The sequence below is a fragment of the Flavobacterium ginsenosidimutans genome (assembly GCF_003254625.1).
In the GTDB taxonomy this organism is placed as follows: Bacteria; Bacteroidota; Bacteroidia; order Flavobacteriales; family Flavobacteriaceae; genus Flavobacterium; species Flavobacterium ginsenosidimutans.
This window is the reverse complement of record NZ_QJRJ01000062.1, coordinates 1-25,552: the sequence shown is the minus strand read 5'-3', so window position 1 is coordinate 25,552 and position 25,552 is coordinate 1. Positions and strand designations below refer to the sequence as shown.

16 protein-coding genes and 2 tRNA genes are annotated in these 25,552 nt (G+C 35.2%); 2 read left to right on the top strand and 16 right to left on the bottom strand.

Annotated features, from left to right (window positions below; translation table 11 throughout):
* Positions 1–26: 26 nt before the first annotated feature.
* The 4 genes from DM444_RS01605 to DM444_RS01590 form a co-directional block, all read right to left on the bottom strand.
* Positions 27–2,291 (bottom strand): aconitate hydratase, encoded by a 2,265-nt coding sequence (locus tag DM444_RS01605; protein ID WP_111283414.1) that lies wholly within the window; start codon positions 2,289–2,291, stop codon positions 27–29.
* Between the two features lie 123 nt (positions 2,292–2,414).
* A complete protein-coding gene (locus DM444_RS01600; protein ID WP_111283363.1) occupies positions 2,415–5,186 on the bottom strand; it encodes a bifunctional aconitate hydratase 2/2-methylisocitrate dehydratase in 2,772 nt (923 codons plus the stop codon).
* Positions 5,187–5,596: 410 nt separating this feature from the next.
* Positions 5,597–6,550, bottom strand: a complete 954-nt coding sequence (locus DM444_RS01595) for an AAA family ATPase (RefSeq protein WP_111283361.1) — start codon at positions 6,548–6,550, stop codon at positions 5,597–5,599.
* Positions 6,551–6,628: 78 nt separating this feature from the next.
* Complete coding sequence (locus DM444_RS01590) at positions 6,629–8,059, bottom strand: peptidylprolyl isomerase (RefSeq protein ID WP_111283359.1); 1,431 nt, start codon at positions 8,057–8,059, stop codon at positions 6,629–6,631.
* Positions 8,060–8,555: 496 nt separating this feature from the next.
* On the opposite strand from DM444_RS01590, the gene DM444_RS01585 reads away from it, so the two are divergent.
* Both DM444_RS01585 and DM444_RS01580 read left to right on the top strand, forming a co-directional pair.
* A complete protein-coding gene (locus tag DM444_RS01585; protein ID WP_111283357.1) occupies positions 8,556–9,995 on the top strand; it encodes an alpha-amylase in 1,440 nt (479 codons plus the stop codon).
* 149 nt (positions 9,996–10,144) lie between these two features.
* Positions 10,145–11,737 (top strand): peptide chain release factor 3, encoded by a 1,593-nt coding sequence (locus tag DM444_RS01580; protein WP_111283355.1) that lies wholly within the window; start codon positions 10,145–10,147, stop codon positions 11,735–11,737.
* 325 nt (positions 11,738–12,062) lie between these two features.
* On the opposite strand, the gene DM444_RS01575 is transcribed toward DM444_RS01580, so the two are convergent.
* The 12 genes from DM444_RS01575 to DM444_RS01520 all read right to left on the bottom strand — a co-directional run bounded on the left by DM444_RS01575 (position 12,063) and on the right by DM444_RS01520 (position 25,472).
* The gene (locus DM444_RS01575) at positions 12,063–12,374 is read right to left on the bottom strand and encodes a DUF3467 domain-containing protein (protein WP_111283353.1); all 312 of its coding nucleotides are present in this window, start codon (positions 12,372–12,374) and stop codon (positions 12,063–12,065) included.
* A gap of 10 nt (positions 12,375–12,384) precedes the next feature.
* Complete coding sequence (gene rpoC / locus DM444_RS01570; protein WP_111283351.1) at positions 12,385–16,695, bottom strand: DNA-directed RNA polymerase subunit beta'; 4,311 nt, start codon at positions 16,693–16,695, stop codon at positions 12,385–12,387.
* A 283-nt stretch (positions 16,696–16,978) separates the two neighbouring features.
* On the bottom strand, positions 16,979–20,791 hold the full coding sequence (rpoB, locus tag DM444_RS01565; protein WP_111283349.1) for a DNA-directed RNA polymerase subunit beta: 3,813 nt from the start codon (positions 20,789–20,791) through the stop codon (positions 16,979–16,981).
* Positions 20,792–21,054: 263 nt separating this feature from the next.
* Complete coding sequence (rplL, locus tag DM444_RS01560; protein WP_025572412.1) at positions 21,055–21,426, bottom strand: 50S ribosomal protein L7/L12; 372 nt, start codon at positions 21,424–21,426, stop codon at positions 21,055–21,057.
* 92 nt (positions 21,427–21,518) lie between these two features.
* On the bottom strand, positions 21,519–22,022 hold the full coding sequence (gene rplJ / locus DM444_RS01555; RefSeq protein WP_111283347.1) for a 50S ribosomal protein L10: 504 nt from the start codon (positions 22,020–22,022) through the stop codon (positions 21,519–21,521).
* A gap of 22 nt (positions 22,023–22,044) precedes the next feature.
* Entirely contained in the window at positions 22,045–22,734 is a 690-nt protein-coding gene (gene rplA, locus DM444_RS01550; protein ID WP_012024013.1) for a 50S ribosomal protein L1, read from the bottom strand.
* Between the two features lie 13 nt (positions 22,735–22,747).
* On the bottom strand, positions 22,748–23,185 hold the full coding sequence (gene rplK, locus DM444_RS01545; RefSeq protein WP_008466923.1) for a 50S ribosomal protein L11: 438 nt from the start codon (positions 23,183–23,185) through the stop codon (positions 22,748–22,750).
* 67 nt (positions 23,186–23,252) lie between these two features.
* Positions 23,253–23,804: a transcription termination/antitermination protein NusG gene (gene nusG / locus DM444_RS01540; RefSeq protein ID WP_008466925.1), complete on the bottom strand. Its 552-nt coding sequence runs from the start codon at positions 23,802–23,804 to the stop codon at positions 23,253–23,255.
* Between the two features lie 10 nt (positions 23,805–23,814).
* Positions 23,815–24,012, bottom strand: coding sequence for a preprotein translocase subunit SecE (gene secE / locus DM444_RS01535; protein ID WP_008466927.1), 198 nt, complete (start codon positions 24,010–24,012; stop codon positions 23,815–23,817).
* Positions 24,013–24,030: 18 nt separating this feature from the next.
* A tRNA-Trp gene (locus tag DM444_RS01530) sits at positions 24,031–24,101 on the bottom strand.
* A 56-nt stretch (positions 24,102–24,157) separates the two neighbouring features.
* Positions 24,158–25,345 (bottom strand): elongation factor Tu, encoded by a 1,188-nt coding sequence (gene tuf, locus DM444_RS01525; RefSeq protein WP_057123935.1) that lies wholly within the window; start codon positions 25,343–25,345, stop codon positions 24,158–24,160.
* Between the two features lie 55 nt (positions 25,346–25,400).
* Positions 25,401–25,472 (bottom strand) — tRNA-Thr (locus DM444_RS01520).
* Between the last annotated feature and the right edge of the window lie 80 nt (positions 25,473–25,552).

Below are 25,552 nucleotides of genomic sequence, written 5' to 3'. Positions count from 1 at the left end.
TAATTTATAATCGAAACTTAAAAAATTTAAGCTTTTCCTGCAGCAATTAAGTTTAATGCAGAACCTGCAACAAACCAACCAATTTGTCCTTCGTTGTAAGTATGGTTTGCTAAGACAATATCTTTAGAACCATCTGCGTGAACAAATTCTAATGTCAATGGTTTGCCTGGAGCAAATTCTGTTAAATCTAAGAAGTTGATTGTATCATCTTCTTGGATTTTATCATAATCTGCTTCGTTTGCAAATGTCAATCCTAAAAGACCTTGCTTTTTAAGATTTGTTTCGTGAATACGAGCAAAAGATTTTACCAATACTGCTTTAACACCCAAGAAACGAGGTTCCATAGCCGCATGTTCACGAGAAGAACCTTCTCCGTAGTTATGATCTCCAACTACGATAGATGGAACTCCAGCTGCTTTGTAAGCACGTGCAACTGCTGGTACAGCATCATACTGTCCTGTTAATTGATTTTTAACTGAGTTCGTTTTTTGATTGTATGCATTTACAGCACCAATCAGCATATTATTAGAAATATTATCTAAATGTCCACGGAAACGCAACCAAGGTCCAGCCATAGAAATATGATCAGTTGTACATTTTCCAAATGCTTTGATCAATAGTTTTGCGCCAGTAATATTTTTACCATCCCAAGCATCAAAAGGAGCCAATAATTGCAAACGCTCAGAAGTTGGATTAACCACTACTGCAACACCAGATCCATCCTCAGCAGGAGCCTGGAATCCTGGATCTTCTGCGTAGAAACCTTTAGCCGGAAGTTCATCTCCTGTTGGAGCGTCTAGCATAACTTCTTCTCCATCTTCATTAATCAGCTTATCTGTTAATGGATTAAAACCTAAATCACCCGCAATTGCCATTGCAGTTACTAATTCTGGAGAACCCACAAAAGCAAGTGTATTTGGATTACCATCTGCACGTTTTGAAAAGTTACGGTTAAAAGAGTGAACGATTGTATTTCTTTCTTCTTTTTCTGCTCCTTCTCTATCCCACATACCAATACATGGTCCGCAGGCATTAGCAAAAACGGTTGCTCCAATTTTATGGAATGTATCGATAAATCCATCTCTTTCGATAGTTGAACGAACTACCTCAGAACCTGGAGTAATTGTAAATTCCGCTTTTGTTTTTAAGTTCTTAGCGGCAACTTGCCTTGCTAAAGAAGCTGCACGCGAAATATCTTCGTAAGAAGAGTTTGTACAAGAACCAATTAATCCAACCTGAATTTGCAATGGCCAATTGTTTTTAATAGCTTCTTCTTTCATTTTAGAAATCGGAGTAGCTAAATCTGGCGTAAAAGGACCGTTTAAATGTGGTTCTAATGTAGATAAGTTGATTTCGATAACTTGATCAAAATATTTTTCTGGATTTGCATATACTTCTGGATCTCCAGTAAGGTAAGAAGCTACTTTATCTGCTGCATCAGCAACATCTGCTCTATTTGTAGAACGCAAGTAACGGCTCATAGAATCATCGTAACCAAAAGTTGAAGTTGTTGCTCCAATTTCAGCTCCCATATTACAGATTGTTCCTTTACCCGTACAAGACATTGCAGTTGCACCTTCTCCAAAATATTCTACAATTGCCCCTGTACCACCTTTTACAGTCAAAATACCAGCCACTTTAAGAATAACATCTTTTGGAGCTGTCCAGCCAGATAATTTACCAGTTAATTTAACTCCAATTAATTTAGGAAATTTAAGTTCCCAAGCCATACCAGACATTACATCTACGGCATCTGCTCCACCAACACCAATAGCCACCATTCCCAAACCACCTGCATTTACAGTGTGAGAATCGGTACCAATCATCATTCCTCCTGGGAAAGCATAATTTTCAAGTACTACTTGGTGAATAATTCCAGCTCCTGGCTTCCAAAACCCGATTCCGTATTTATTAGAAACAGAAGATAAGAAGTCGAAAACTTCATTACTTTGTGTTTTTGCTCTAGCTAAATCAGTTGCAGCATCAATTTTTGCTTGAATCAAGTGATCACAGTGAACAGTTGTAGGAACTGCCACTTTAGATTTTCCTGCATGCATAAACTGCAATAACGCCATTTGTGCTGTAGCATCTTGACAAGCAACACGGTCTGGTGCAAAGTCAACATAATCAACTCCTCTTCCAAACGCCTTCGTTGGATTTCCATCCCAAAGGTGATTGTATAAAATTTTCTCTGTTAAAGTAAGCGGACGACCAACAATCTCACGCGCTTTATCAACACGTGCAGGCATATTTTCGTACACTTTTTTAATCATTTCGATATCAAAAGCCATAGATTTTTTGTTTTTATTATTCTTTTTTGAACATGACAAGTTACAAAAAATAGAACAATTATTACTAAAAAAGCCCGAGTTTTACGACTCGGGCTTTTAAAATATTCTTAAATAATCTTTCGATTACATAACTAATTGTTTATTAGAAGGAGCGAACTTAGTTAAGTTGATTCCGTCTACCGCTGCAGTGTATTCTGCCATAGTTGGAGTTCTACCTAAAATCGTAGAAAGAACTACAACTGGCGTAGAAGAAAGCAATGATTCTCCTTTTTTACCTTCTTTATCTTCTACAACTCTTCCTTGGAAAAGACGAGTCGAAGTTGCCATTACAGTATCTCCTTTAGCTGCTTTCTCTTGGTTACCCATACAAAGATTACAACCCGGACGCTCTAAGTACAACATGTTTTCATATTCAGTACGAGCCGCACCTTTAGGAGCATTATCGTCAAATTCGAAACCTGAATATTTCTGCAATACTTCCCAGTCACCTTCAGCTTTCAATTCATCAACGATGTTGTAAGTAGGAGGAGCAACTACAAGAGGAGCATTAAATTCAACTTTTCCTGTTTGCGCTTCAACGTTTTTCAACATTTGAGCAAGGATTTTCATATCTCCTTTGTGAACCATACAAGATCCGATAAATCCAAGATCTACTTTTTTCTCTCCACCGTAGAAAGATAACGGTCTAATAGTATCGTGAGTATATCGTTTAGAAACATCAACGTTATTTACGTCTGGGTCAGCAATCATTGGCTCAGCAATCTGATCTAAATCAACTACAACTTCAGCATAATATTTAGCATTTGAATCTGGAGTTAAAGCTGGTTTCTCTGCCGATTTAATTTCAGCAATTCTCTTATCAGCTTTGTTGATCAATCCTTGAAGAACGTGTTTCTCGTTATCCATTCCTTTGTCGATCATGATTTGGATTCTGCCTTTTGCAATTTCCAATGATTCGATCAAAGTATCATCTTCAGAAATACAGATAGACGCTTTTGCTTTCATTTCAGCAGTCCAGTCAGTAAATGTAAACGCTTGGTCAGCAGTTAATGTTCCAATGTGAACTTCAATAATTCTACCTTGGAATACATTCTCTCCTCCAAATTGATGAAGCATTTGCGCTTGAGTAGCATGAACAACATCACGGAAATCCATGTACCCTTTCATATCTCCTTTGAAAGTAACTTTTACAGATTCTGGAATTGGCATTGAAGCCTCTCCAGTAGCCAATGCAAGAGCAACAGTTCCTGAGTCAGCACCAAAAGCAACACCTTTTGACATTCTTGTATGAGAGTCACCACCAATAATGATAGCCCACTCATCGATAGTAATATCGTTAAGTACTTTGTGGATTACGTCTGTCATTGAATGATAAACTCCTTTCGGGTCACGAGCTGTGATTAAACCGAAATCGTTCATGAATTTCATCAATTTAGGAATGTTTGCTTGCGCTTTTTTATCCCAAACCGAAGCAGTGTGACAACCAGATTGGTAAGCACCATCAACAATTGGAGAAATTACTGTAGCAGCCATAGATTCTAATTCCTGAGCAGTCATTAGACCTGTAGTATCTTGAGAACCTACGATATTAACTTCAACACGAACGTCAGAACCAGCGTGTAATACTTTACCTGGAGCGATACCAACTGCATTTTTGTTGAAGATTTTCTCTACTGCAGTAAGACCTTGTCCTTCATGAGAAACTTCTTTTGATGGAGCGTATACAAGCGGAGCTTCAACATTTAAAACTTTCGCAGCTAATGTTTGAAGTTTTTTACCAAATACGATAGCATAAGAACCACCTGCTTTGATAAATTCCATTTTTTGAGGAGTAAATGCTTTAGAAATATCAATCAATTCCTGATCGCCATTATAAAGCTTTTTCTCTTTAATATTTATAGTAAGAACCGTTCCTGTAGCAACAGAATATGCTTGCTCTAAAATTGGCTCATCATTTTCATTACGAATAACATTACCTTCTGCATCAACTTTCTTTACCCAGTTTTTAAGGTCTAAACCAATACCACCAGTAACATCAACTGTTGTTAAGAAAATTGGAGAAATTCCGTTTGTTCCTCCAACAATTGGAGCGATATTAACGAATGGAATATATGGACTTGCTTGTTTTCCTGTCCAAAGCGCAACGTTGTTTACACCTGACATTCTAGAAGAACCAACTCCCATTGTTCCTTTTTCAGCGATTAGCATTACGCTTTTATCTGGGTGCTGTGCTTGTAACGCTTTAATTTCTTGTTGTGCCTGAGGAGTAATCATGCACTGACCGTGAAGTTCACGATCTGAACGAGAGTGAGCTTGATTTCCTGGAGAAAGTAAGTCTGTAGAGATATCCCCTTCACCTGCAATAAAAGTAACTACCTTAACTTCGTCTGCTACGGCTGGAAGTTTTGTAAAAAACTCAGCTTGAGCATAACTTTCAAGGATTTCTTTTGCAATTGCATTATCATTTTTGAATGCCTCTACTAAGCGATCTGTGTCTGCTTCGTAAAGGAAAACTTGTGTCTTTAGTACTTTCGCCGCTTCTTTTGCGATAGCAGCATCATTACCTAAAGCTAAATCAAGTAAAACTTCGATTGATGGCCCACCTTTCATGTGTGAAAGCAACTCAAAAGCAAAAGCTGGAGTGATTTCTTTTACTACTGATTGACCAAGAATAATTTCTTTTAAAAACTTTGCTTTTTCACCTGCAGCACTTGTAGTACCAGGTAAAGTATTGTAAATAAAAAACTTAAGAGAGTCTTCGCGATTTGCGTTATCAACATCTTTAATTTGAGCAATGATTTCGCTTAATAATTCAGCTCCATCGATTGGTTTAGGGTGTAACCCTTGATTTTTTCTTTCTTCAATTTCTTGAATGTAATCCTGATAAATATTCATAATAAAAGCGGATTTATTTTTTTGTTGCAAATTTAAGCATTAATGCCGATAATTAAAAAAAATATAATAGAACTCCCCTTTTCAAAAATTATTATTGCTAAAAAACGATTTTCACTGCTTGTTTTTGCTAAAATCTTAATTTTGAATTGAAAAAATGAATTATTGATATTTTAATATCTTTTCTTTAACAAAGTCGAAATTTAATGTGATGAAGGAAGTGAGACTTTACATCGTTTTTAGCTAAGAATCTTTCTAAATTAGAATTTATAACGTTATAGTAACCCTTTTTGAGATCGTTTTGACATTTTTACCAATCTCAAAATTTTACGAAAATGTCAAAATTATTTATGCATAAAAACAAAAAATCCTGATAGTGAATTATCAGGATTTCTATATCTATTTAAAAAAAATTACATCAGCTTTTTAATAATAACTTCTTCGGTTATTCCTTCTGCATCTGCTTTATAATTTTTAATAATTCTATGTCTTAAAATTCCAGTTGCAACTGCTTTAACATCTTCAATATCTGGAGAAAATTTTCCATTAAAAGCGGCGTGTGCTTTTGCTGCTAAAATTAAGTTTTGCGAAGCTCTTGGCCCTGCTCCCCAATCTAAATAATTTTTCACAAAATCGTTTGTCAATGCATTATCTGGTCGCGTTTTACTTACTAAAGTAACTGCATATTCAATAACGTTATCAGCAACAGGAATTCTACGAATTAAATGCTGGAAATCTATAATTTCCTGAGCATTAAACAATGGATTAATTACTGTTTTAACATCAGAAGTTGTTCTTTTTACCACTTGTACTTCTTCTTCAAAAGTTGGGTATTCTAATTTTATGGCAAACATAAAACGATCCAGCTGTGCTTCTGGTAACGGATAAGTTCCTTCTTGTTCAATTGGGTTTTGAGTTGCTAAAACAAAATAAGGTAAATCTAATTTATGATGCTGACCTGCAATAGTCACCGATCTTTCCTGCATTGCCTCTAATAAAGCTGCCTGCGTTTTTGGCGGTGTTCTATTGATCTCATCTGCTAAAATAATATTAGAGAAAATTGGACCTTTAATAAACTTAAAATTTCTATTTTCATCTAAGATCTCACTTCCCAAAATATCAGAAGGCATTAAATCTGGTGTAAACTGAATTCTTTTGAAATCTAAACCTAATGCTTGAGACAAAGTATTAATCATTAAAGTTTTTGCCAAACCTGGAACCCCTATTAAAAGTGCGTGTCCTCCAGAAAATATACAAAGTAAAATTTGATCTACAACGGCGTCTTGCCCTACAATGATCTTCGCTATTTCTTTTTTTAATTCGTTTCTTTTTTGAACTAAATTATGAATTGCTGTTACGTCAGACATTTATGAATGTATTTAAAATTAAAAAGAGTTAGTTCTACGAATTCATAAAACTAACTCTTTTTATTTATTTAATAAAAATTATTTTTTCAACCAGTTATTTGCAAAAGAACAGTCTTTGTACTCCCCAATGATTTTGATATAGGTATCTTTAATCTTATTATCAAACCATTTTGCAATTGCGTTGATTTGTTTTTCTTTTAATGCTAATTCTTTAATTTTTGTATAATCTTTAGCATAATCAGCTGTGTGCTCGTCAATTCTATTTGTAACAGTAATCAACTTATACGTTTTTTTATTTTTATCATCTGTATTTAAAAGTGGCTGAGAAACCTCGTCTCCTTTTAAATTTGAAACTTGACTATATAAAGTCGGATCCATTTTTGTCAACTCAAAACGAGTATCTTGTGTTGTAGGATTCACTAAAGTACCTCCATTTGCTCTTGTCTCTTTTTCATCAGATTCTGTTCTAGCAGCTTCAGAAAATGTCAGTTCCTTATTAATAATCTTATTTCTGATATTAGTAATTCTTTCTTTTGCTTCTTTTAAAGCTGCTTCTGAAACCGTTGGCGAAATTAAGATATGACGAAGTTCTACTTCTTGTCCTTTAATTTTTTCGACCATTATAATATGGAATCCATAAATCGTTTCAAAAGGCTGCGAAATTTCTCCAGCTTGTAAACTAAAAGCAACATCTTTAAATTCTTTTACAAAAGGAGTTTTTCTGGTCATTTTATAGTAACCTCCATTTGGGGCAGATCCAGGATCTTGAGAATACAAAACGGCTTTAGTAGCAAAACTTGAACCTTCAAGAACATCTTGTCTTATAGCATTCAATCTATCAATAACTTTCTGTTTGTCTTCTTTAGAAATTTTTGGTTCTACAACGATTTGAGCAACTTCCATTTCAGCACCAAATGTTGGCAATTCATCTTTTGGGATTTTCTTAAAGAAATTACGAACTTCTTCTGGAGTAATCTCAACATCTTTAATGATTTTATCTCTCATTTCAGAAGCTAATTTTTGCTCTTTTAAGATGTCGGCAAAATAAGTTTTAAATTCTTCTACAGAACTTTTTTTGTAGTATTCAACTACTTTATTAATATCACCAACCTGCTGAATCATATAATTCAGACGATCATCCATCATACCTCTAACTTCGGCATCACTAACAATGATACTATCTTGAATAGCTTGGTGAGCATATAATTTATCCTCTAATAATTTACCAAGCATTTGACATCTTGTGATATCTTTTGTACTACCGCCAGAAGCTGCGATTTCCAAAAATCCTTTATCAATATCAGAATCTAAAACGATATAATCTCCAACTGTAGCGATAATTCCGTCAATTTTCAACTTCCCACCAGTGGGAGCTTCAACAGGTTTTTGAGCAACAACATCTGGAATTATTTCTTGTGCTGTAATAACTGGAGCAAAAAAAAGAAAAAAACAAATTGTTAGTACAAACTTGTAATCAATTGTTTTTAGCTGTAATTTTTTTAATAACATTATTTTAAAATTTTATTTTAATGTAAGTCTGTTTTAGATAATCCCCTTAAACTATCAACGTTTTCTGAATATCTCCATAAAACATAAATAATTAAAGTATAGTTCTTTCGTAACTTATAACGAACAAAAATAACAATTCAATTACATAATACAACTATCCGCTTTACTATTAACAAAAAATTATAGGATCGTTCTCTTTTAACAGCAAAAAATCCTCTTTTTGATTTTTATAAATCAATGAAAAACAATTTATACACGATTTTTACTTTTTAGATTTTTTACAACAAAACCTAATTATTAGCACTATAAAAAAAGTTCTCAACACTACAACGTTTTCGTAACAAACTATTTTCTTACAAAATAAAATTAAATCAAAAAAATTCTACTTTAGATGCGTAATTATTAATTTATAAGGTCAAAAAATAACAATATTTATTTTTAAAACCCTAAAATTTAATAATTACAAAACTTACTATTTAACTTAACCACATCTATTATGAAAAAACCTATTGCAAAATTGTGCCTAATTATGGCACTTGGCGGATTGCTTTATTCGTGTTCGCAAAATGAAATGAACGAAGTCGATTCTAAAGCTGAAAGTCAAAAATTTAAGATTATTGATGTTACGCATCACGACGGAAAACCTTTTAGTACTGGCACTTCAAGTTCTTTAACTGGAAAATATGTAGACAATCCCGGCGGCGGCGTTATGATGCAGGCTTTTTACTGGGACGTTCCTGCTGGAGGAACTTGGTGGAATACTGTAAGCAGTAAAGTAACAGCTTGGGGAAATGCTGGAATTGGTTCGATATGGCTTCCGCCTGCATCTAAAGCTCAAAACGGAGCCTTTTCTATGGGATATGATCCAACAGATTATTTTGATTTTGGAGATTACAATCAAAATGGAAGTACCGAAACTCGATTTGGGTCTAAAACTGAATTAGTAAGCTTAATTACAGCAGCTCATAATGAAAACATTAAGGTTTATGCAGATATTGTAATCAATCACAATAGTGGCGGACAATCTGAAGCTAATCCTTTTACTGGAACAAATACTTGGACAAACTTTACTGGAATTGCTTCTGGAAAATTTCCTCGCAACTATAATGATTTTTATAAAAATAGCTACGGAAATAATGACGAAGGATCTTTTGGAGGTTTTCCAGATTTATGCCACGCTGCGCCAAATGTTCAAAACTGGCTTTGGCTAAGAGCAGATGGTGTTGGAAAATATTATAAAAACACTATGAAATTTGACGGATGGAGATTTGATTACGTAAAAGGTTTTGCCCCTTGGGTTGTACATGACTGGAATGCAAATGTAGGCGGATTTTCTGTTGGAGAATATTGGGATTCTAACGTAAATACATTAGAATGGTGGGCAAACAATGCGAACAGTTCTGTTTTTGATTTTGCTTGCTATTATAAAATGAATGATGCTTTTGATGGAAATAATCTTGCGCTGTTAAATGATGATATGATGTGGAAACGCAATCCGTACAAAGCAGTAACTTTTGTAACCAATCATGACACTGACGAAATTTGGAGCAAGATGTTAGCTTACTCCTATATATTAACTCACGAAGGCTATCCAACAATTTTCTATAGAGATTACGAAGAATGGCTAGATAAAAATAAATTGAATAATCTGATTTGGATTCACAATAATAAAGCGACTGGAACAACTTCTATTTTATATTCTGACAATGATGAATACGTTGCAAGAAGAAACGGATACAACGGAAATCCAGGTTTAGTAGTTTATATCAATAATTCAGATGTTTGGCAAGAAAGATGGATTCAGACCAATTGGGCGAATACTCAAATTAAAGATTTCACAGGAAACTCAACTTGGTATCCAACTACTCAGGCTGACAAATGGGTAAAAATACAATGTCCTCCAAAAGGGTATTCAATTTGGTCAATTAATCAGTAATTTTAAAAATGATTATTTAAGGCTGTTGTAAAACAGCCTTATTTTTTTCTAAAAAAGCCACTTAATAATAAAGACTTCCCAAATTTAAGAAGTGAATATTTTTATAAAGCCGTATTTAATAGTACTTTTGCAACCTATTTATACGAAATATGAGCTTTTTAAAAGAAATACAACGCAGAAGAACATTTGGAATTATCTCGCATCCCGATGCTGGTAAAACGACATTAACAGAGAAATTGCTGTTATTTGGAGGTGCTATTCAAGAAGCAGGAGCAGTAAAAAACAACAAAATTAAAAAAGGAGCAACGAGTGACTTTATGGAAATCGAACGCCAAAGAGGTATCTCGGTTTCTACTTCTGTGCTTGCTTTTAATTATAAAGATAAAAAAATCAATATCCTTGATACTCCTGGACACAAGGATTTTGCTGAAGATACATTTAGAACTTTAACTGCTGTTGATAGCGTTATTGTTGTGATTGACGTTGCAAAAGGGGTTGAGGAACAAACGGAAAAACTGGTTTCAGTTTGTAGAATGCGTAACATTCCGATGATTGTTTTCATCAACAAATTAGACCGTGAAGGTAAAGATGCTTTCGATCTAATGGATGAAGTTGAACAAAAATTAGGCTTAAAAGTGACGCCGCTAAGCTTCCCAATCGGAATGGGTTATGATTTTCAGGGAATTTACAATTTATGGGAAGAAAACATTAACCTTTTCAGCGGAGACAGCCGTAAAAATATTGAAGAAACAATTGCTTTTTCTGATGTACAGAACAATCCAGAATTGGATAAAATTGTTGGTGAAAAAGCTGCTAATAAACTTCGTGAAGAATTAGAATTAATTGACGAAGTATATCCAAAATTTGAGCGTCAGGATTATTTGGATGGAAAAATTCAGCCAGTATTTTTTGGTTCTGCTTTAAATAATTTTGGAGTTCGCGAATTATTAGACTGTTTCATTACAATTGCTCCTTCTCCGAGAGCTAAAGATTCTGAAACTCGTACAGTTGAGCCTACAGAAGAAAAAATGTCTGGATTTGTCTTCAAAATCCACGCAAACATGGATCCAAAACACCGTGACCGTTTGGCTTTCATTAAAATCGTTTCAGGAACTTTCGAAAGAAATAAACCATATTACCACGTTCGCCAGAAGAAAAATTTAAAATTCTCGAGTCCGAATGCCTTTTTCGCTGAGAAAAAAGAAATTGTAGACATTTCTTATCCTGGTGATATTGTTGGTTTACACGATACAGGAAACTTTAAAATTGGAGATACTTTAACAGAAGGTGAAATCATGAGCTTTAAAGGAATTCCTAGTTTCTCTCCAGAGCACTTTAGATATATCAACAATGCTGATCCGATGAAAGCTAAGCAATTAGAAAAAGGTGTAGATCAGTTAATGGATGAAGGTGTTGCACAGCTGTTTACATTAGAAATGAACAATCGTAAAGTTATTGGAACGGTTGGAGCGCTTCAGTATGAGGTTATCCAATATCGTCTAGAGCATGAATATGGCGCTAAATGTACATACGAAAACTTTCCTGTACATAAAGCTTGCTGGGTAAAACCAGATGATGCAAAAAATGAGGAATTCAAAGAATTTAAGCGTATCAAACAAAAATTCCTTGCACACGATAAATATGGTCAATTGGTATTCTTAGCAGATTCTGATTTTACAATTCAAATGACGCAGAGTAAATATCCAACTGTAAAATTATATTTTACATCAGAGTTTGATTAAATCTCAACTATAAATAAAAAAAGGCTGTTTAATGTTTTAAACAGCCTTTTTTTATTATCTGTATAAATCTCTTCATTTCAACTTAAAAAAATGGTATAAAAAAAGCGCTAATTTTCGAATTAGCGCTTTTTTATAATTTGAATTAAATTAACCGTACTAAGTCATTATATTTCAAAAAAATAATCTTTTAAATAGGAAATGCAAAAATATACTTCTAGATAAAAAAGATGAAATTTTATCGATGAAAGTAAATTAAATCTGATTAACTGCATTTTATTCTAATTCAAGTATAAAAAAAAGCCCCTTAAAAAAGGGGCTTTAAAATTTATGCTTGTCCTGTTGGACCAAAATTAAGCGGAATTGGTGCTTGTTCCGTTTCTTTGATTTCGCCATGAGCTGCCTCAAATCTATGGATATTTTCACCTATTGCTTTTAATAATCTTTTAGCATGTTGTGGTGTCAAAACAATTCTTGACTTTACCTTGGCTTTAGGAATACCTGGCATAATGCTCACAAAATCTAAAACAAACTCCGATGATGAGTGGTTGATAATCGCAAGATTAGAATAAATTCCTTCTGCGATGTTTTCATCTAACTCAATATTGATTTGCTCTTGTTGTTGTTTCGGATTACTCATAGTTTCCTAATTAATAAATGTATTCTTCTTTATTAGCCATCATTTCGTTGTAATCGTCTTTAGATCCTACGATAGTGTTATCGTACTCTCTCATACCAGTTCCAGCAGGAATTCTGTGTCCAACAATTACATTTTCTTTCAATCCTTCTAAATCATCTACTTTACCAGCTACAGCAGCCTCATTAAGTACTTTCGTTGTCTCCTGGAACGAAGCCGCAGAAATGAATGATTTAGTTTGTAACGAAGCTCTTGTAATACCTTGTAAAACTGGCGTTGCAGTTGCAGTAATTACATCTCTTGCTACAACAAGATTTTTATCTGTACGTTTCAATAATGAATTCTCGTCACGTAACTCACGAGGAGTAATGATTTGACCTGGTTTCAATACAGAAGAATCTCCAGCATCTTCAACCACTTTCATACCATATAATTTGTCATTTTGAATGATAAAGTCTTTAGTATGGATCAATTGATCTTCTAAGAATAGAGTATCTCCTGGATCTTCAACTCTTACTTTACGCATCATTTGACGAATAACTACCTCAAAGTGCTTGTCATTAATTTTTACCCCTTGTAAACGGTAAACCTCTTGAATTTCATTTACCAAGTACTGTTGTACAGCAGCTGGACCTTGAATTCTTAAGATATCATCTGGTGTAATAGCACCGTCAGACAATGGAACTCCCGCTCTTACGAAGTCATTTTCTTGTACTAAGATTTGGCTAGAAAGTTTAACTAAATACTTTTTAATCTCACCAAATTTAGACTCGATAACGATCTCACGGTTACCTCTCTTAATTTTACCGAAAGATACAACACCATCAATTTCAGATACAACCGCTGGGTTTGAAGGGTTACGAGCCTCAAGCAACTCAGTAATTCTAGGAAGACCTCCCGTGATATCGCCTGCCTTAGAAGAACGACGTGGAATCTTAACTAATACTTTACCTGCTTTAATTTTCTCACCATTTTCAACCATTAAGTGTGCACCTACTGGTAAGTTGTAAGAACGAATCAATTCACCTTCTTTACCGTAAACCAATAAAGTTGGGATTAATTTTTTATTTCTAGCCTCAGAAATTACTTTTTCCTGGAAACCAGTCTGCTCATCGATCTCAACCATGAACGATTGTCCTTGCTCTAAATCTTCGTAAGCAATCTTACCAGTAAATTCAGAAACAATTACACCGTTATATGGATCCCATTTACAGATTACAGTTCCTTTAGCAACAGTATCTCCATCATTAACAAAAATACTAGATCCGTAAGGAATGTTATGTGTATTTAAAACAATTCCCGTTTTCTCATCAACTAATTTCAACTCAGTTGAACGTGAAACTACGATATCAACAGAGTTTCCTTCTCCGTCTTCACCTTTAACTGTTTTTAAATCTTCAATTTCAAGTCTACCGTTGAATCTTGTAACAATACTAGATTCTTCAGAAATACCTCCAGCAACCCCTCCAACGTGGAACGTACGAAGTGTCAACTGTGTACCTGGTTCTCCAATAGACTGAGCTGCAATAACTCCGACAGCTTCACCTCTTTGTGTCATCTTACCAGTAGCTAAGTTTCTACCGTAACATTTAGCACAAATACCTTTTAAAGCCTCACAAGTTAATGGAGATCTAACTTCTACTTTTTCAATTGGAGAAGCTTCGATAGTTCTCATAATTGCTTCAGTAATTTGCTCTCCAGATTTAACCATTACTTCGTTAGTAAGAGGATTAATAACATCTTGCAATGCAACACGTCCTAAAATTCTCTCTCCTAAAGATTCAACGATTTCCTCATTTTTCTTCAATGCTGCAACTTCAACACCTCTTAGAGTTCCACAATCTTCGATGTTAACAATAACATCTTGAGAAACGTCGTGAAGCCTTCTTGTCAAGTAACCAGCATCGGCCGTTTTAAGAGCCGTATCCGCAAGACCTTTACGAGCACCGTGAGTAGAAATGAAGTACTCAAGGATCGAAAGACCTTCCTTAAAGTTAGAAAGAATCGGGTTTTCAATAATTTCACCACCACCAGCAGTAGATTTTTTAGGCTTAGCCATCAAACCACGCATACCAGTTAACTGACGAATCTGTTCCTTAGAACCCCTCGCCCCAGAGTCAAGCATCATATATACAGAGTTGAAACCTTGCTGGTCTTCTCTAATATTTTTCATTGCTAACTCTGTTAACTGAGCATTTGCTGAAGTCCATACGTCAATAACTTGGTTGTAACGCTCGTTATTTGTAATAAGACCCATGTTATAGTTAGTTGAGATACCTTCAACTTGCTCTCTAGCATCTGCAATTAACTTAGTTTTTTGTTCTGGGATTCTAATATCACCTAAAGAGAATGATAAACCTCCTCTAAATGCGAATTTATACCCCATATCCTTCATATTATCCAAGAAAGCAGCCGTTGTAGGTACATCAGTCACACTTAAAATGTGTCCGATAATATCTCTAAGGTTTTTCTTAGTCAATACGTCGTTGATATATCCAGCTGCTTCAGGTACTACTTCGTTAAATAATACACGTCCTGCAGTTGTTTGAATAATTTTGTACACTAATTCTCCAGCGTCATTAAAATCTTTTGCTCTAATTTTCACACGAGCATTCAATTCTAATCTTCCTTCGTTTAATGCAATGTTTACTTCTTCAGCAGAATAGAAAGTTAAATCCTGACCAATAATTTTGTGATCTTCTGTAGAAATACGCTCTTTGGTCATATAGTATAGACCCAAGACCATGTCCTGAGAAGGTACAGTAATAGGAGCACCATTTGCAGGGTTCAAGATATTATGAGAAGCCAACATTAATAATTGAGCCTCTAAAATAGCCTCTGGTCCTAATGGTAAGTGAACCGCCATCTGGTCACCATCGAAATCGGCGTTGAATGCCGTACATACTAATGGGTGTAACTGGATTGCTTTTCCTTCAATTAATTTTGGTTGGAACGCTTGAATACCAAGTCTGTGCAAAGTAGGAGCACGGTTCAGTAATACTGGGTGTCCTTTAATTACGTTTTCTAAGATATCCCAAACTACAGGCTCTTTCTTATCAATGATTTTCTTAGCAGATTTTACTGTTTTAACAATACCTCTTTCAATCAATTTACGGATAACGAAAGGTTTGTATAATTCAGAAGCCATATCTTTTGGCAATCCGCACTCATATAATTTTAACTCTGGACCAACGACAATTACCGAACGAGCAGAATAATCTACACGTTTACCAAGTAAGTTTTGACGGAAACGTCCTTGCTTACCTTTTAATGAGTCAGATAATGATTTTAATGGTCTGTTAGATTCTGTTTTAACAGCAGAAGCTTTACGTGTGTTATCAAATAATGAATCTACAGATTCTTGTAACATACGTTTCTCGTTTCTTAAGATAACTTCTGGAGCTTTAATCTCCATTAATCTTTTCAAACGGTTGTTACGGATGATTACACGACGATATAAATCGTTCAAATCTGAAGTTGCAAAACGACCTCCATCAAGTGGTACAAGCGGACGTAATTCTGGTGGGATAACTGGAACCACTTTCATAATCATCCATTCTGGACGGTTTTCGCGGTTTTCGTTAGACTCACGGAAAGACTCAACAACTTGTAATCTTTTTAAAGCTTCAGTTTTTCTTTGTTTAGATGTCTCGTTGTTAGCGCTGTGTCTTAATTCATAAGATAAAGCATCTAAGTCAATACGAGCTAATAAATCCATGATACACTCTGCTCCCATTTTGGCAACAAATTTATTAGGATCTAAATCATCTAAATATTGATTTTCTTGCGGAAGAGTATCTAAAATGTTTAAGTATTCCTCTTCAGTTAAGAAATCTAATCTTTGTAATGATTCTCCATCTGCATTTTTAGCAATACCTGGTTGAATTACTACGTATCTTTCGTAGTAAATAATCATATCTAATTTCTTAGATGGAAGACCAAGGATATAACCAATTTTGTTTGGAAGAGAACGGAAGTACCAGATATGAGCAATTGGCACAACAAGGTTGATGTGTCCTACTCTATCACGACGTACTTTTTTCTCAGTAACTTCAACACCACAACGGTCACAGATGATACCTTTGTAACGAATTCTTTTGTACTTACCACAAGCGCATTCGAAATCTTTTACTGGTCCGAAGATTCTTTCGCAGAAAAGTCCATCACGCTCTGGTTTGTGAGTTCTATAGTTAATTGTTTCTGGCTTTAAAACCTCTCCTCTTGATTCTTTCAAGATAGATTCTGGTGAAGCCAATCCAATAGAAATTTTGTTAAATCTTTTTACTGGATTCTTATCTTTATTATTGTTTCTGTTATTCATCATAGTTTTTACTATTGATTTATTTGCAATTAAAAAATTGAATTTAGATTTATAATCTACTCTTTTGAAAATAAAGAGTTAATCATTCAGCTACTACCTCGGGTTACTTCTCTAAACCTCAAATTTTTATTTGAAGTGCTAGTTATAAAATGCCTCGCATTGTTATAAAAAATCGGAACGGTTTACGGGTATAAATCTTTAAAAACTTCTAACATTTAGTAAACGGTCTCAGTCCCAGTTTTCAGCGCTAAACTGAATACTGAGACTGTGACTGAAAACTTTTTATTTATTCTTCCAAACGAAGATCTAAACCTAGACCTTTCAATTCGTGCATTAATACATTGAATGATTCTGGTAAACCTGGTTCTGGCATAGTTTCACCCTTAACGATAGCTTCGTAAGTTTTTGCTCTACCAATAACGTCATCAGACTTAACAGTTAAGATTTCACGTAGTGTACTAGAAGCTCCATAAGCCTCAAGTGCCCAAACCTCCATCTCTCCAAAACGCTGACCTCCAAATTGAGCCTTACCTCCAAGTGGTTGTTGGGTAATCAATGAGTATGGTCCGATAGAACGTGCGTGCATCTTATCATCAACCATGTGTCCTAATTTAAGCATGTAAATTACACCCACAGTCGCTTTTTGTGCAAAACGCTCTCCAGTTCCACCATCATAAAGATAAGTATGTCCGAAACGTGGTACGTTAGCTTCATCAGTCAAGGCATTGATTTCGTCAAGAGAAGCACCGTCAAAAATTGGAGTAGCAAATTTTCTACCCAAGTTCATACCAGCCCATCCAAGAACAGTCTCATAAATCTGACCAATGTTCATACGTGAAGGTACCCCAAGTGGATTCAATACGATATCTACTGGTGTTCCATCTTCTAAGAAAGGCATATCTTCATGACGAACGATTCTTGCAACAATACCTTTGTTACCGTGACGTCCTGCCATTTTATCCCCTACTTTCAACTTACGTTTCTTAGCAATATAAATCTTAGCTAATTTCAAGATTCCAGATGGTAATTCATCTCCAACTGTAATAGTGAATTTCTCTCTTCTTAAAGATCCTTGTAAGTCGTTTAGCTTAATTTTATAGTTATGAATCAAATCATTAACCATTTTATTAGTAGCATCATCAGCAACCCATTGACCTTTGCTTAAGTGAGCAAAATCTTCTACTGCGTAAAGCATTTTTTGAGTATATTTTTTACCTTTTGGTAAAACTTCTTCACCCAAATCATTCATTACACCTTGAGATGTTTTTCCGTTCACGATCAAGAATAATTTCTCAACCAATCTGTCTTTTAATTCAACAAATTTAGTTTCGAACTCCATTTCTAAAGCGCCTAAAGCATCTTTATCCTGAGTACGTTTACGTTTATCTTTTACGGCTCTTGCAAATAATTTTTTGTCAAGAACTACACCGTGTAAAGATGGAGAAGCTTTTAATGAAGCATCTTTTACATCACCTGCTTTATCCCCGAAGATTGCACGAAGCAATTTCTCCTCTGGAGTAGGATCTGATTCTCCTTTTGGTGTAATTTTTCCGATCAAAATGTCGCCAGGTTTAACCTCTGCTCCAATTCTAATCATACCGTTTTCATCTAAATCTTTAGTAGCTTCTTCAGAAACGTTAGGAATATCGTTTGTTAACTCTTCGTTTCCTAACTTAGTATCTCTAACCTCTAATGAATAATCATCAACGTGGATAGATGTAAAAATATCATCACGAACTACTTTTTCAGAAATTACAATCGCATCCTCGAAGTTGTACCCTTTCCATGGCATGAACGCAACTTTTAAGTTTCTACCTAAAGCTAATTCTCCATTTTGAGTAGCATATCCTTCAGACAATACTTGACCAGGAACAACTCTATCACCTCTTCTTACGATTGGTTTCAAGTTGATACTTGTACCTTGATTGGTTTTTCTAAATTTAATTAAGTTGTACGTTTTCTCATCAGCATCAAAACTTACCATTCTCTCGTCTTCTGTACGATCGTATTTAATAGTAATGATGTTAGCATCTACGTATTCAACAGTTCCATGCCCTTCAGCATTGATTAATACTCTTGAATCTGAAGCTACCTGACGCTCTAAACCTGTACCAACAATCGGTGCTTCAGGACGGATCAAAGGAACTGCCTGACGCATCATGTTTGATCCCATCAACGCACGGTTCGCATCATCATGCTCCAAGAAAGGAATCAATGACGCAGAAATCGATGCAATCTGGTTAGGAGCAACGTCTGTATAATGAACAACTGATGGCTCAACAACTGGGAAGTCACCTTCCTCACGAGCAATAACATTGCTTGCTGTAATTTTACCTGTAGCATCCATTTCAATGTTTGCCTGAGCAATCATTTTACCTTCTTCTTCTTCAGCACTTAAGTAAACTGGAGTACTTTCTAAATCAACTACACCATTAGTTACTTTACGGTATGGAGTTTCGATGAATCCCATTCCGTTTACTTTCGCATAAACACCAAGAGATGAAATCAAACCAATGTTTGGTCCCTCAGGAGTTTCAATCGGACATAAACGACCATAGTGCGTATAGTGAACGTCACGAACCTCGAAACCAGCTCTTTCTCTCGAAAGTCCACCTGGTCCAAGTGCAGAAAGTCTTCTTTTGTGTGTAATCTCAGCTAATGGATTCGTTTGGTCCATAAATTGAGATAACTGGTTAGTACCAAAGAAAGAGTTGATAACTGATGATAATGTTTTAGCATTAATCAAATCAATTGGTGTAAACACCTCGTTATCTCTAACGTTCATTCTCTCACGAATAGTTCTAGCCATACGTGCTAAACCAACACCGAATTGTTGAGACAATTGTTCACCAACTGTTCTAACACGACGGTTTGATAAGTGATCAATATCATCAATCTCAGCTTTAGAGTTGATCAATTCGATCAAATATTTTACGATTGTAATGATATCTTCTTTGGTAAGCACTTGCTTATCCATAGGAATATCTAAAGCCAATTTTTTGTTCATTCTGTAACGACCAACTTCACCTAAGTTATAACGTTGATCAGAGAAGAACAATTTATCTATAATACCACGAGCAGTTTCCTCATCAGGCGGTTCAGCGTTACGCAACTGACGGTAAATGTGCTCTACAGCTTCTTTTTCAGAGTTTGTTGGATCTTTTTGTAACGTGTTGTGGATAATAGCGTAATCAGCTTGATTATTATCTTCTTTATGCAACAAAATAGATTTAACGTTAGAATCGATGATCTCTTCAACATTATCTTTGTCGATAATAGTGTCACGATCAAGGATGATTTCGTTACGTTCGATAGAAACTACTTCTCCAGTATCCTCATCAACGAAATCCTCATGCCATGTGTTCAATACACGCGCAGCAAGTCTTCTTCCAATATATTTCTTAATACCAGTTTTAGAAACTTTAATTTCTTCAGCTAAGTCGAAAATTTCAAGGATATCCTTATCTCTTTCGAAACCGATAGCACGGAATAAAGTTGTTACAGGTAATTTTTTCTTTCTATCGATATACGCGTACATTACGCTGTTAATATCTGTAGAGAATTCTATCCAAGAACCTTTAAAAGGAATTACTCTTGCAGAATAAAGTTTAGTTCCGTTTGCGTGGAACGATTGTCCAAAGAAAACCCCTGGAGAACGGTGTAATTGAGATACTACAACACGCTCGGCACCATTGATTACAAAAGTACCACTTGGAGTCATGTAAGGTATTGTTCCAAGATAAACATCTTGTACAATTGTTTCAAAATCTTCGTGTTCTGGATCTGTACAGTATAGTTTTAACCTAGCTTTTAAAGGCACACTATAAGTAAGACCTCTCTCTATACATTCTTGAATTGTATAACGTGGCGGATCAACAAAATAATCTAGGAATTCCAATACAAAGTTATTTCTTGTATCTGTAATTGGGAAGTTTTCCATGAAGGTATTGTATAACCCTTCGTTGCCTCTTTCGTCAGATTTCGTTTCTAATTGAAAAAAATCTTTAAAAGATTTAACCTGAACATCTAGAAAATCTGGATAGTCAGGGATATTTTTTGTAGAGGCAAAATTCAATCTTTCAGTCTGATTTGTTATCATCAATGGACAAAATTTTGATTAAAAAAAAGTAATTTTTTTGTGTAAGACACACTGTTTAATCTATACTTTCTTATTATAATCAATACATCTTTAAAAATAAACCGTAAAGGAAGTTCAATTTTTTTTCTTCGTATTGATCAAAAACTTTTTCGTATTTTAAACTATTTGATAATAAAACTTGATATATTTTATTATACGAAAAATGGTTTAGACCCTTGGATGGTTACATCCAAGGTCTAAACCTAGTTCTAAACTGTGTTTTGTTATTTTAACTCAACAACAGCTCCAGCTTCTTCTAATGATTTTTTAAGACCTTCAGCCTCTTCTTTAGAAACACCTTCTTTAACAGTACTTGGAGCACCGTCAACTACATCTTTAGCTTCTTTAAGACCTAAACCTGTAAGTTCTTTAACTAATTTTACAACTGCTAATTTAGAAGCACCAGCTTCTTTTAATACAACTGTAAATTCAGTTTGTGCTTCTTCAGCAGCACCTTCTCCACCACCAGCAGCAACTACTACAGCTGCAGCAGCAGGCTCGATACCATACTCGTCTTTTAATATTGTTGCTAATTCGTTAACTTCTTTAACTGTTAAGTTAACTAATTGTTCTGCGAATTGTTTCAAATCTGCCATTTTTTCTATCGTTTAAAATGATTTGTAAAAATATAATTTAATTATTGTGCGCTAATTAAGCAACAAGGAAGCAAACTTCCCTGCTTTGATTATTATGCTTCAGTTTCTTCTTCGCTACCAGCGAATTTGTTTTGTAAAGCAGAAATAATTCTTTGAGCTGGAGATTGTAATAATCCAATAAGTTCTCCAAGTAACTCTTCTTTTGATTTAATAGTTGCTAGTGCATCTAATTGGTTGTCTCCAATGTATACTTCAGAATTGATGTAAGCTCCTTTTAAAACTGGTTTATCAGATTTCTTACGGAAATCTTTGATAATTTTTCCAGGTGCATTAGCAACATCAGAAATAAATATAGCACTGTTACCCGCTAAAACTGTAGGTAAATCACCATAATCATTAGCAGAAGCTTCCATTGCTTTTGCAAGCAAAGTGTTCTTTACAACTTCTAATTTAATACCTGCTTTAAAACAAGCTCTACGTAAGTTTGAAGTTGTCTCTGCGTTTAAACCAGAAATATCAGATATGTAAATGATATTTGTACCAGCTAACTGCGCAGTTAAATTTTCAATCGCGATTGATTTTTCTTCTCTAGTCATACTAAAAATTTTTAACTACCAATTATACTGCTTTTGGGTCTAATGCGATAGCAGGACTCATAGTGCTTGTAAGGTGAATACCTTTAATGTATGTACCTTTAGCAGCAGTTGGTTTAAGTTTTATTAATGTTTGAATAATTTCGTGTGCGTTGTCAACAATCTGCTCAGCTCCAAAAGAAACTTTACCGATTCCTGCGTGTACGATACCAGTTTTGTCAACTTTAAAGTCAATTTTACCAGCTTTAACTTCTTGAACAGCTTTTGCAACATCCATAGTTACAGTACCTGTTTTAGGGTTTGGCATTAAACCTCTAGGTCCTAAAATACGACCTAATGGACCTAATTTACCCATAACAGCTGGCATAGTGATGATAACATCAACATCTGTCCAACCATCTTTAATTTTTTGTAAGTAATCATCAAGACCAACGTGATCTGCTCCAGCCTCTCTTGCTTCAGCCTCTTTATCTGGAGTAACCAATGCTAATACTTTAACATCCTTTCCTGTTCCGTGAGGTAAAGTTACCACACCTCTAACCATTTGATTCGCTTTTCTTGGATCAACACCCAAACGCACTGCGATATCAACAGACTCATCAAATTTTGCAGAAGCAACAACTTTCAATAATGCCGCAGCATCTTTTAGAGAGTATAATTTGTTCTTTTCAATTTTTGAAGCAGCCTCTTTTTGCTTTTTTGTTAATTTTGCCATGTCTTTTTCTTAATTAAAAAGGAGCATCTCCTGATACAGTTATACCCATAGATCTAGCTGTTCCAGCAACCATACTCATAGCTTTCTCAATTGTGAAAGCGTTTAAGTCTGGCATTTTGTCTTCAGCAATAGTTCTAATTTGTTCCCAAGTAACGCTAGCTACTTTTTTACGATTAGGCTCACCAGAACCAGATTTTAGCTTTGCAGCTTCCATTAACTGAACTGCTGCTGGAGGAGTCTTAACAACAAAATCGAATGATTTGTCTTTGTACACAGTGATTTGCACTGGACAAATTTTGCCAGGTTTATCCTGAGTTCTAGCATTAAATTGCTTACAGAACTCCATGATGTTTACCCCAGCAGCTCCTAAAGCAGGTCCAACCGGTGGCGACGGGTTCGCAGCACCTCCCTTAACTTGTAGTTTAACTACCTTACTAATTTCTTTAGCCATTTTTAAAAAATTTAACACTGTAATCAATGGAAGCGATTACAATGGTTTATTATAGTGTAACAAAAAATTATACTTTTTCTACTTGCATAAAACTCAATTCTAATGGAGTTTTTCTTCCGAAAATCTTAACCATTACCTCAAGCTTACGCTTCTCTTCGTTGATTTTTTCAACCGAACCATTAAATCCGTTGAAAGGACCATCAATAACTTTAACAGTCTCACCAACACTAAATGGAATAGAACGAGTATCTGTATTTACAGCTAACTCATCTACTTTACCTAACATACGGTTTACTTCAGAAAGCCTTAAAGGAACAGGCTCCCCGCCTTTAGTCTCTCCTAAAAATCCAATAACACTAGTAATTGACTTAATAATATGAGGAATCTCACCAACCAAGTTAGCTTCGATCATAACATATCCAGGAAAGTAAACTTTATCCTTAGATGATTTTTTCCCATCTTTTACAGTAACTACTTTTTCAGTAGGAACCAAGACCTGAGAAACATAATCCTCCATACCTAGTCTCGCAATCTCAGTCTCAATATAAGCTTTCACTTTATTTTCTTGACCACTAACCGCTCTAACTACGTACCATTTTTTCACATTATTATCTGCCATCACAAAAAAATTATCCTTTTAACCAGTTAAAAAATCCAGCCAAAGCTTTTGCAAAAAATTCGTCTACTCCCCATGTTGCCAAAGCGAATAAGATCGAAAATACAGCCACAACAATTGTCAATTTTTGAACTTCAGCCCAAGCTGGCCAAGTAACATTTGACTTTAACTCCTCGAAAGCCTCTGATAAATAATTAGTAACTTTTGTCATTTGATATATTTTTTATTGCACGGGCGGAGGGATTCGAACCCCCATCAACGGTTTTGGAGACCGCTATTCTACCCTTGAACTACGCCCGTAATTAAAGCCAGTGATTTTACTTAAGAAAATCACTGGCTTTTATTTATTTATAGAATTACTCTACGATTTCAGTAACCTGACCAGCACCAACTGTTCTACCACCTTCACGGATAGCAAAACGTAAACCTACGTTCATAGCGATTGGGCTTAATAAAGCAACTTCAATAGTTAAGTTATCACCTGGCATTACCATCTCTACACCTGCTGGTAAAGAAATAACTCCTGTTACGTCAGTTGTACGTACGTAGAACTGTGGACGGTAGTTATTGTGGAATGGAGTGTGACGTCCACCTTCTTCTTTTTTCAAGATATAAACCTCAGCTTTGAATTTAGCGTGTGGTTTTACTGAACCTGGCTTAATAATAACCATACCTCTTTTGATATCAGCTTTATCAATACCTCTTAACAATAAACCTACGTTATCTCCAGCTTCACCTCTATCAAGGATTTTACGGAACATCTCAACTCCTGTAATAGTAGAAGTTAATTTTTCAGCTCCCATACCAATGATTTCAACAGGATCTCCAGTGTTAGCAACTCCAGTTTCGATACGACCTGTAGCAACAGTTCCACGACCTGTAATTGTAAATACGTCCTCAACTGGCATCAAGAATGGTTTAGCTACGTCACGCACTGGCTCTTCGATCCAAGCATCAACAGCTTCCATTAATTCAATAATTTTAGGAACCCAAGCAGGATCATTATTCAATCCTCCTAAAGCCGAACCTTGAACTACAGGACCATTATCTCCATCATATTCGTAGAAAGATAATAAATCTCTAATTTCCATTTCAACAAGCTCTAATAACTCAGCATCATCAACCATATCCACTTTGTTCATGAAAACAACGATTCTTGGAATACCTACCTGACGTCCTAAAAGGATGTGCTCACGAGTTTGTGGCATTGGACCATCTGTAGCAGCAACTACTAAGATAGCTCCGTCCATTTGAGCAGCACCAGTAACCATGTTCTTTACGTAATCCGCGTGACCTGGACAGTCAACGTGAGCGTAGTGACGGTTAGCAGTTTCGTACTCTACGTGTGATGTATTAATAGTAATACCTCTTTCTTTCTCCTCTGGAGCGTTATCGATTTGATCAAACGATTTTGCTTGACAGTAACCAGCATCTGACAATACTTTAGTAATTGCAGCAGTTAATGTAGTTTTTCCGTGATCTACGTGTCCAATTGTACCTATGTTTAAGTGCGGTTTGGAACGATTAAAATTCTCCTTTGCCATTTTACTTAATTTTTAATCTTAGTTATATATTAATTTTCAATTTCCTACTTACTTGAGCCAATGTCGGGATTTGAACCCGAGACCTCTTCCTTACCAAGGAAGCACTCTACCCCTGAGCTACACCGGCAGAGTTTTCAATTTTAGATTGAAGATTTAAGAATTCAGATTTAACAATCCGTTACTTACAATCTAAAATCTAAACTTTTA

Coding starts and splice junctions, on each gene's coding strand:
- rplL (WP_025572412.1), bottom strand. CDS start 21,426: ATGGCAGATTTGAAACAATTCGCAGAACAATTAGTTAACTTAACAGTT.
- DM444_RS01580 (WP_111283355.1), top strand. CDS start 10,145: ATGAGCTTTTTAAAAGAAATACAACGCAGAAGAACATTTGGAATTATC.
- DM444_RS01575 (WP_111283353.1), bottom strand. CDS start 12,374: ATGAGTAATCCGAAACAACAACAAGAGCAAATCAATATTGAGTTAGAT.
- rplJ (WP_111283347.1), bottom strand. CDS start 22,022: ATGACTAGAGAAGAAAAATCAATCGCGATTGAAAATTTAACTGCGCAG.
- nusG (WP_008466925.1), bottom strand. CDS start 23,804: ATGGCAGATAATAATGTGAAAAAATGGTACGTAGTTAGAGCGGTTAGT.
- DM444_RS01590 (WP_111283359.1), bottom strand. CDS start 8,059: ATGTTATTAAAAAAATTACAGCTAAAAACAATTGATTACAAGTTTGTA.
- DM444_RS01605 (WP_111283414.1), bottom strand. CDS start 2,291: ATGGCTTTTGATATCGAAATGATTAAAAAAGTGTACGAAAATATGCCT.
- rpoB (WP_111283349.1), bottom strand. CDS start 20,791: ATGATAACAAATCAGACTGAAAGATTGAATTTTGCCTCTACAAAAAAT.
- rpoC (WP_111283351.1), bottom strand. CDS start 16,695: ATGATGAATAACAGAAACAATAATAAAGATAAGAATCCAGTAAAAAGA.
- tuf (WP_057123935.1), bottom strand. CDS start 25,345: ATGGCAAAGGAGAATTTTAATCGTTCCAAACCGCACTTAAACATAGGT.
- DM444_RS01595 (WP_111283361.1), bottom strand. CDS start 6,550: ATGTCTGACGTAACAGCAATTCATAATTTAGTTCAAAAAAGAAACGAA.
- rplA (WP_012024013.1), bottom strand. CDS start 22,734: ATGGCAAAATTAACAAAAAAGCAAAAAGAGGCTGCTTCAAAAATTGAA.
- DM444_RS01600 (WP_111283363.1), bottom strand. CDS start 5,186: ATGAATATTTATCAGGATTACATTCAAGAAATTGAAGAAAGAAAAAAT.
- rplK (WP_008466923.1), bottom strand. CDS start 23,185: ATGGCTAAAGAAATTAGTAAGGTAGTTAAACTACAAGTTAAGGGAGGT.
- DM444_RS01585 (WP_111283357.1), top strand. CDS start 8,556: ATGAAAAAACCTATTGCAAAATTGTGCCTAATTATGGCACTTGGCGGA.
- secE (WP_008466927.1), bottom strand. CDS start 24,012: ATGACAAAAGTTACTAATTATTTATCAGAGGCTTTCGAGGAGTTAAAG.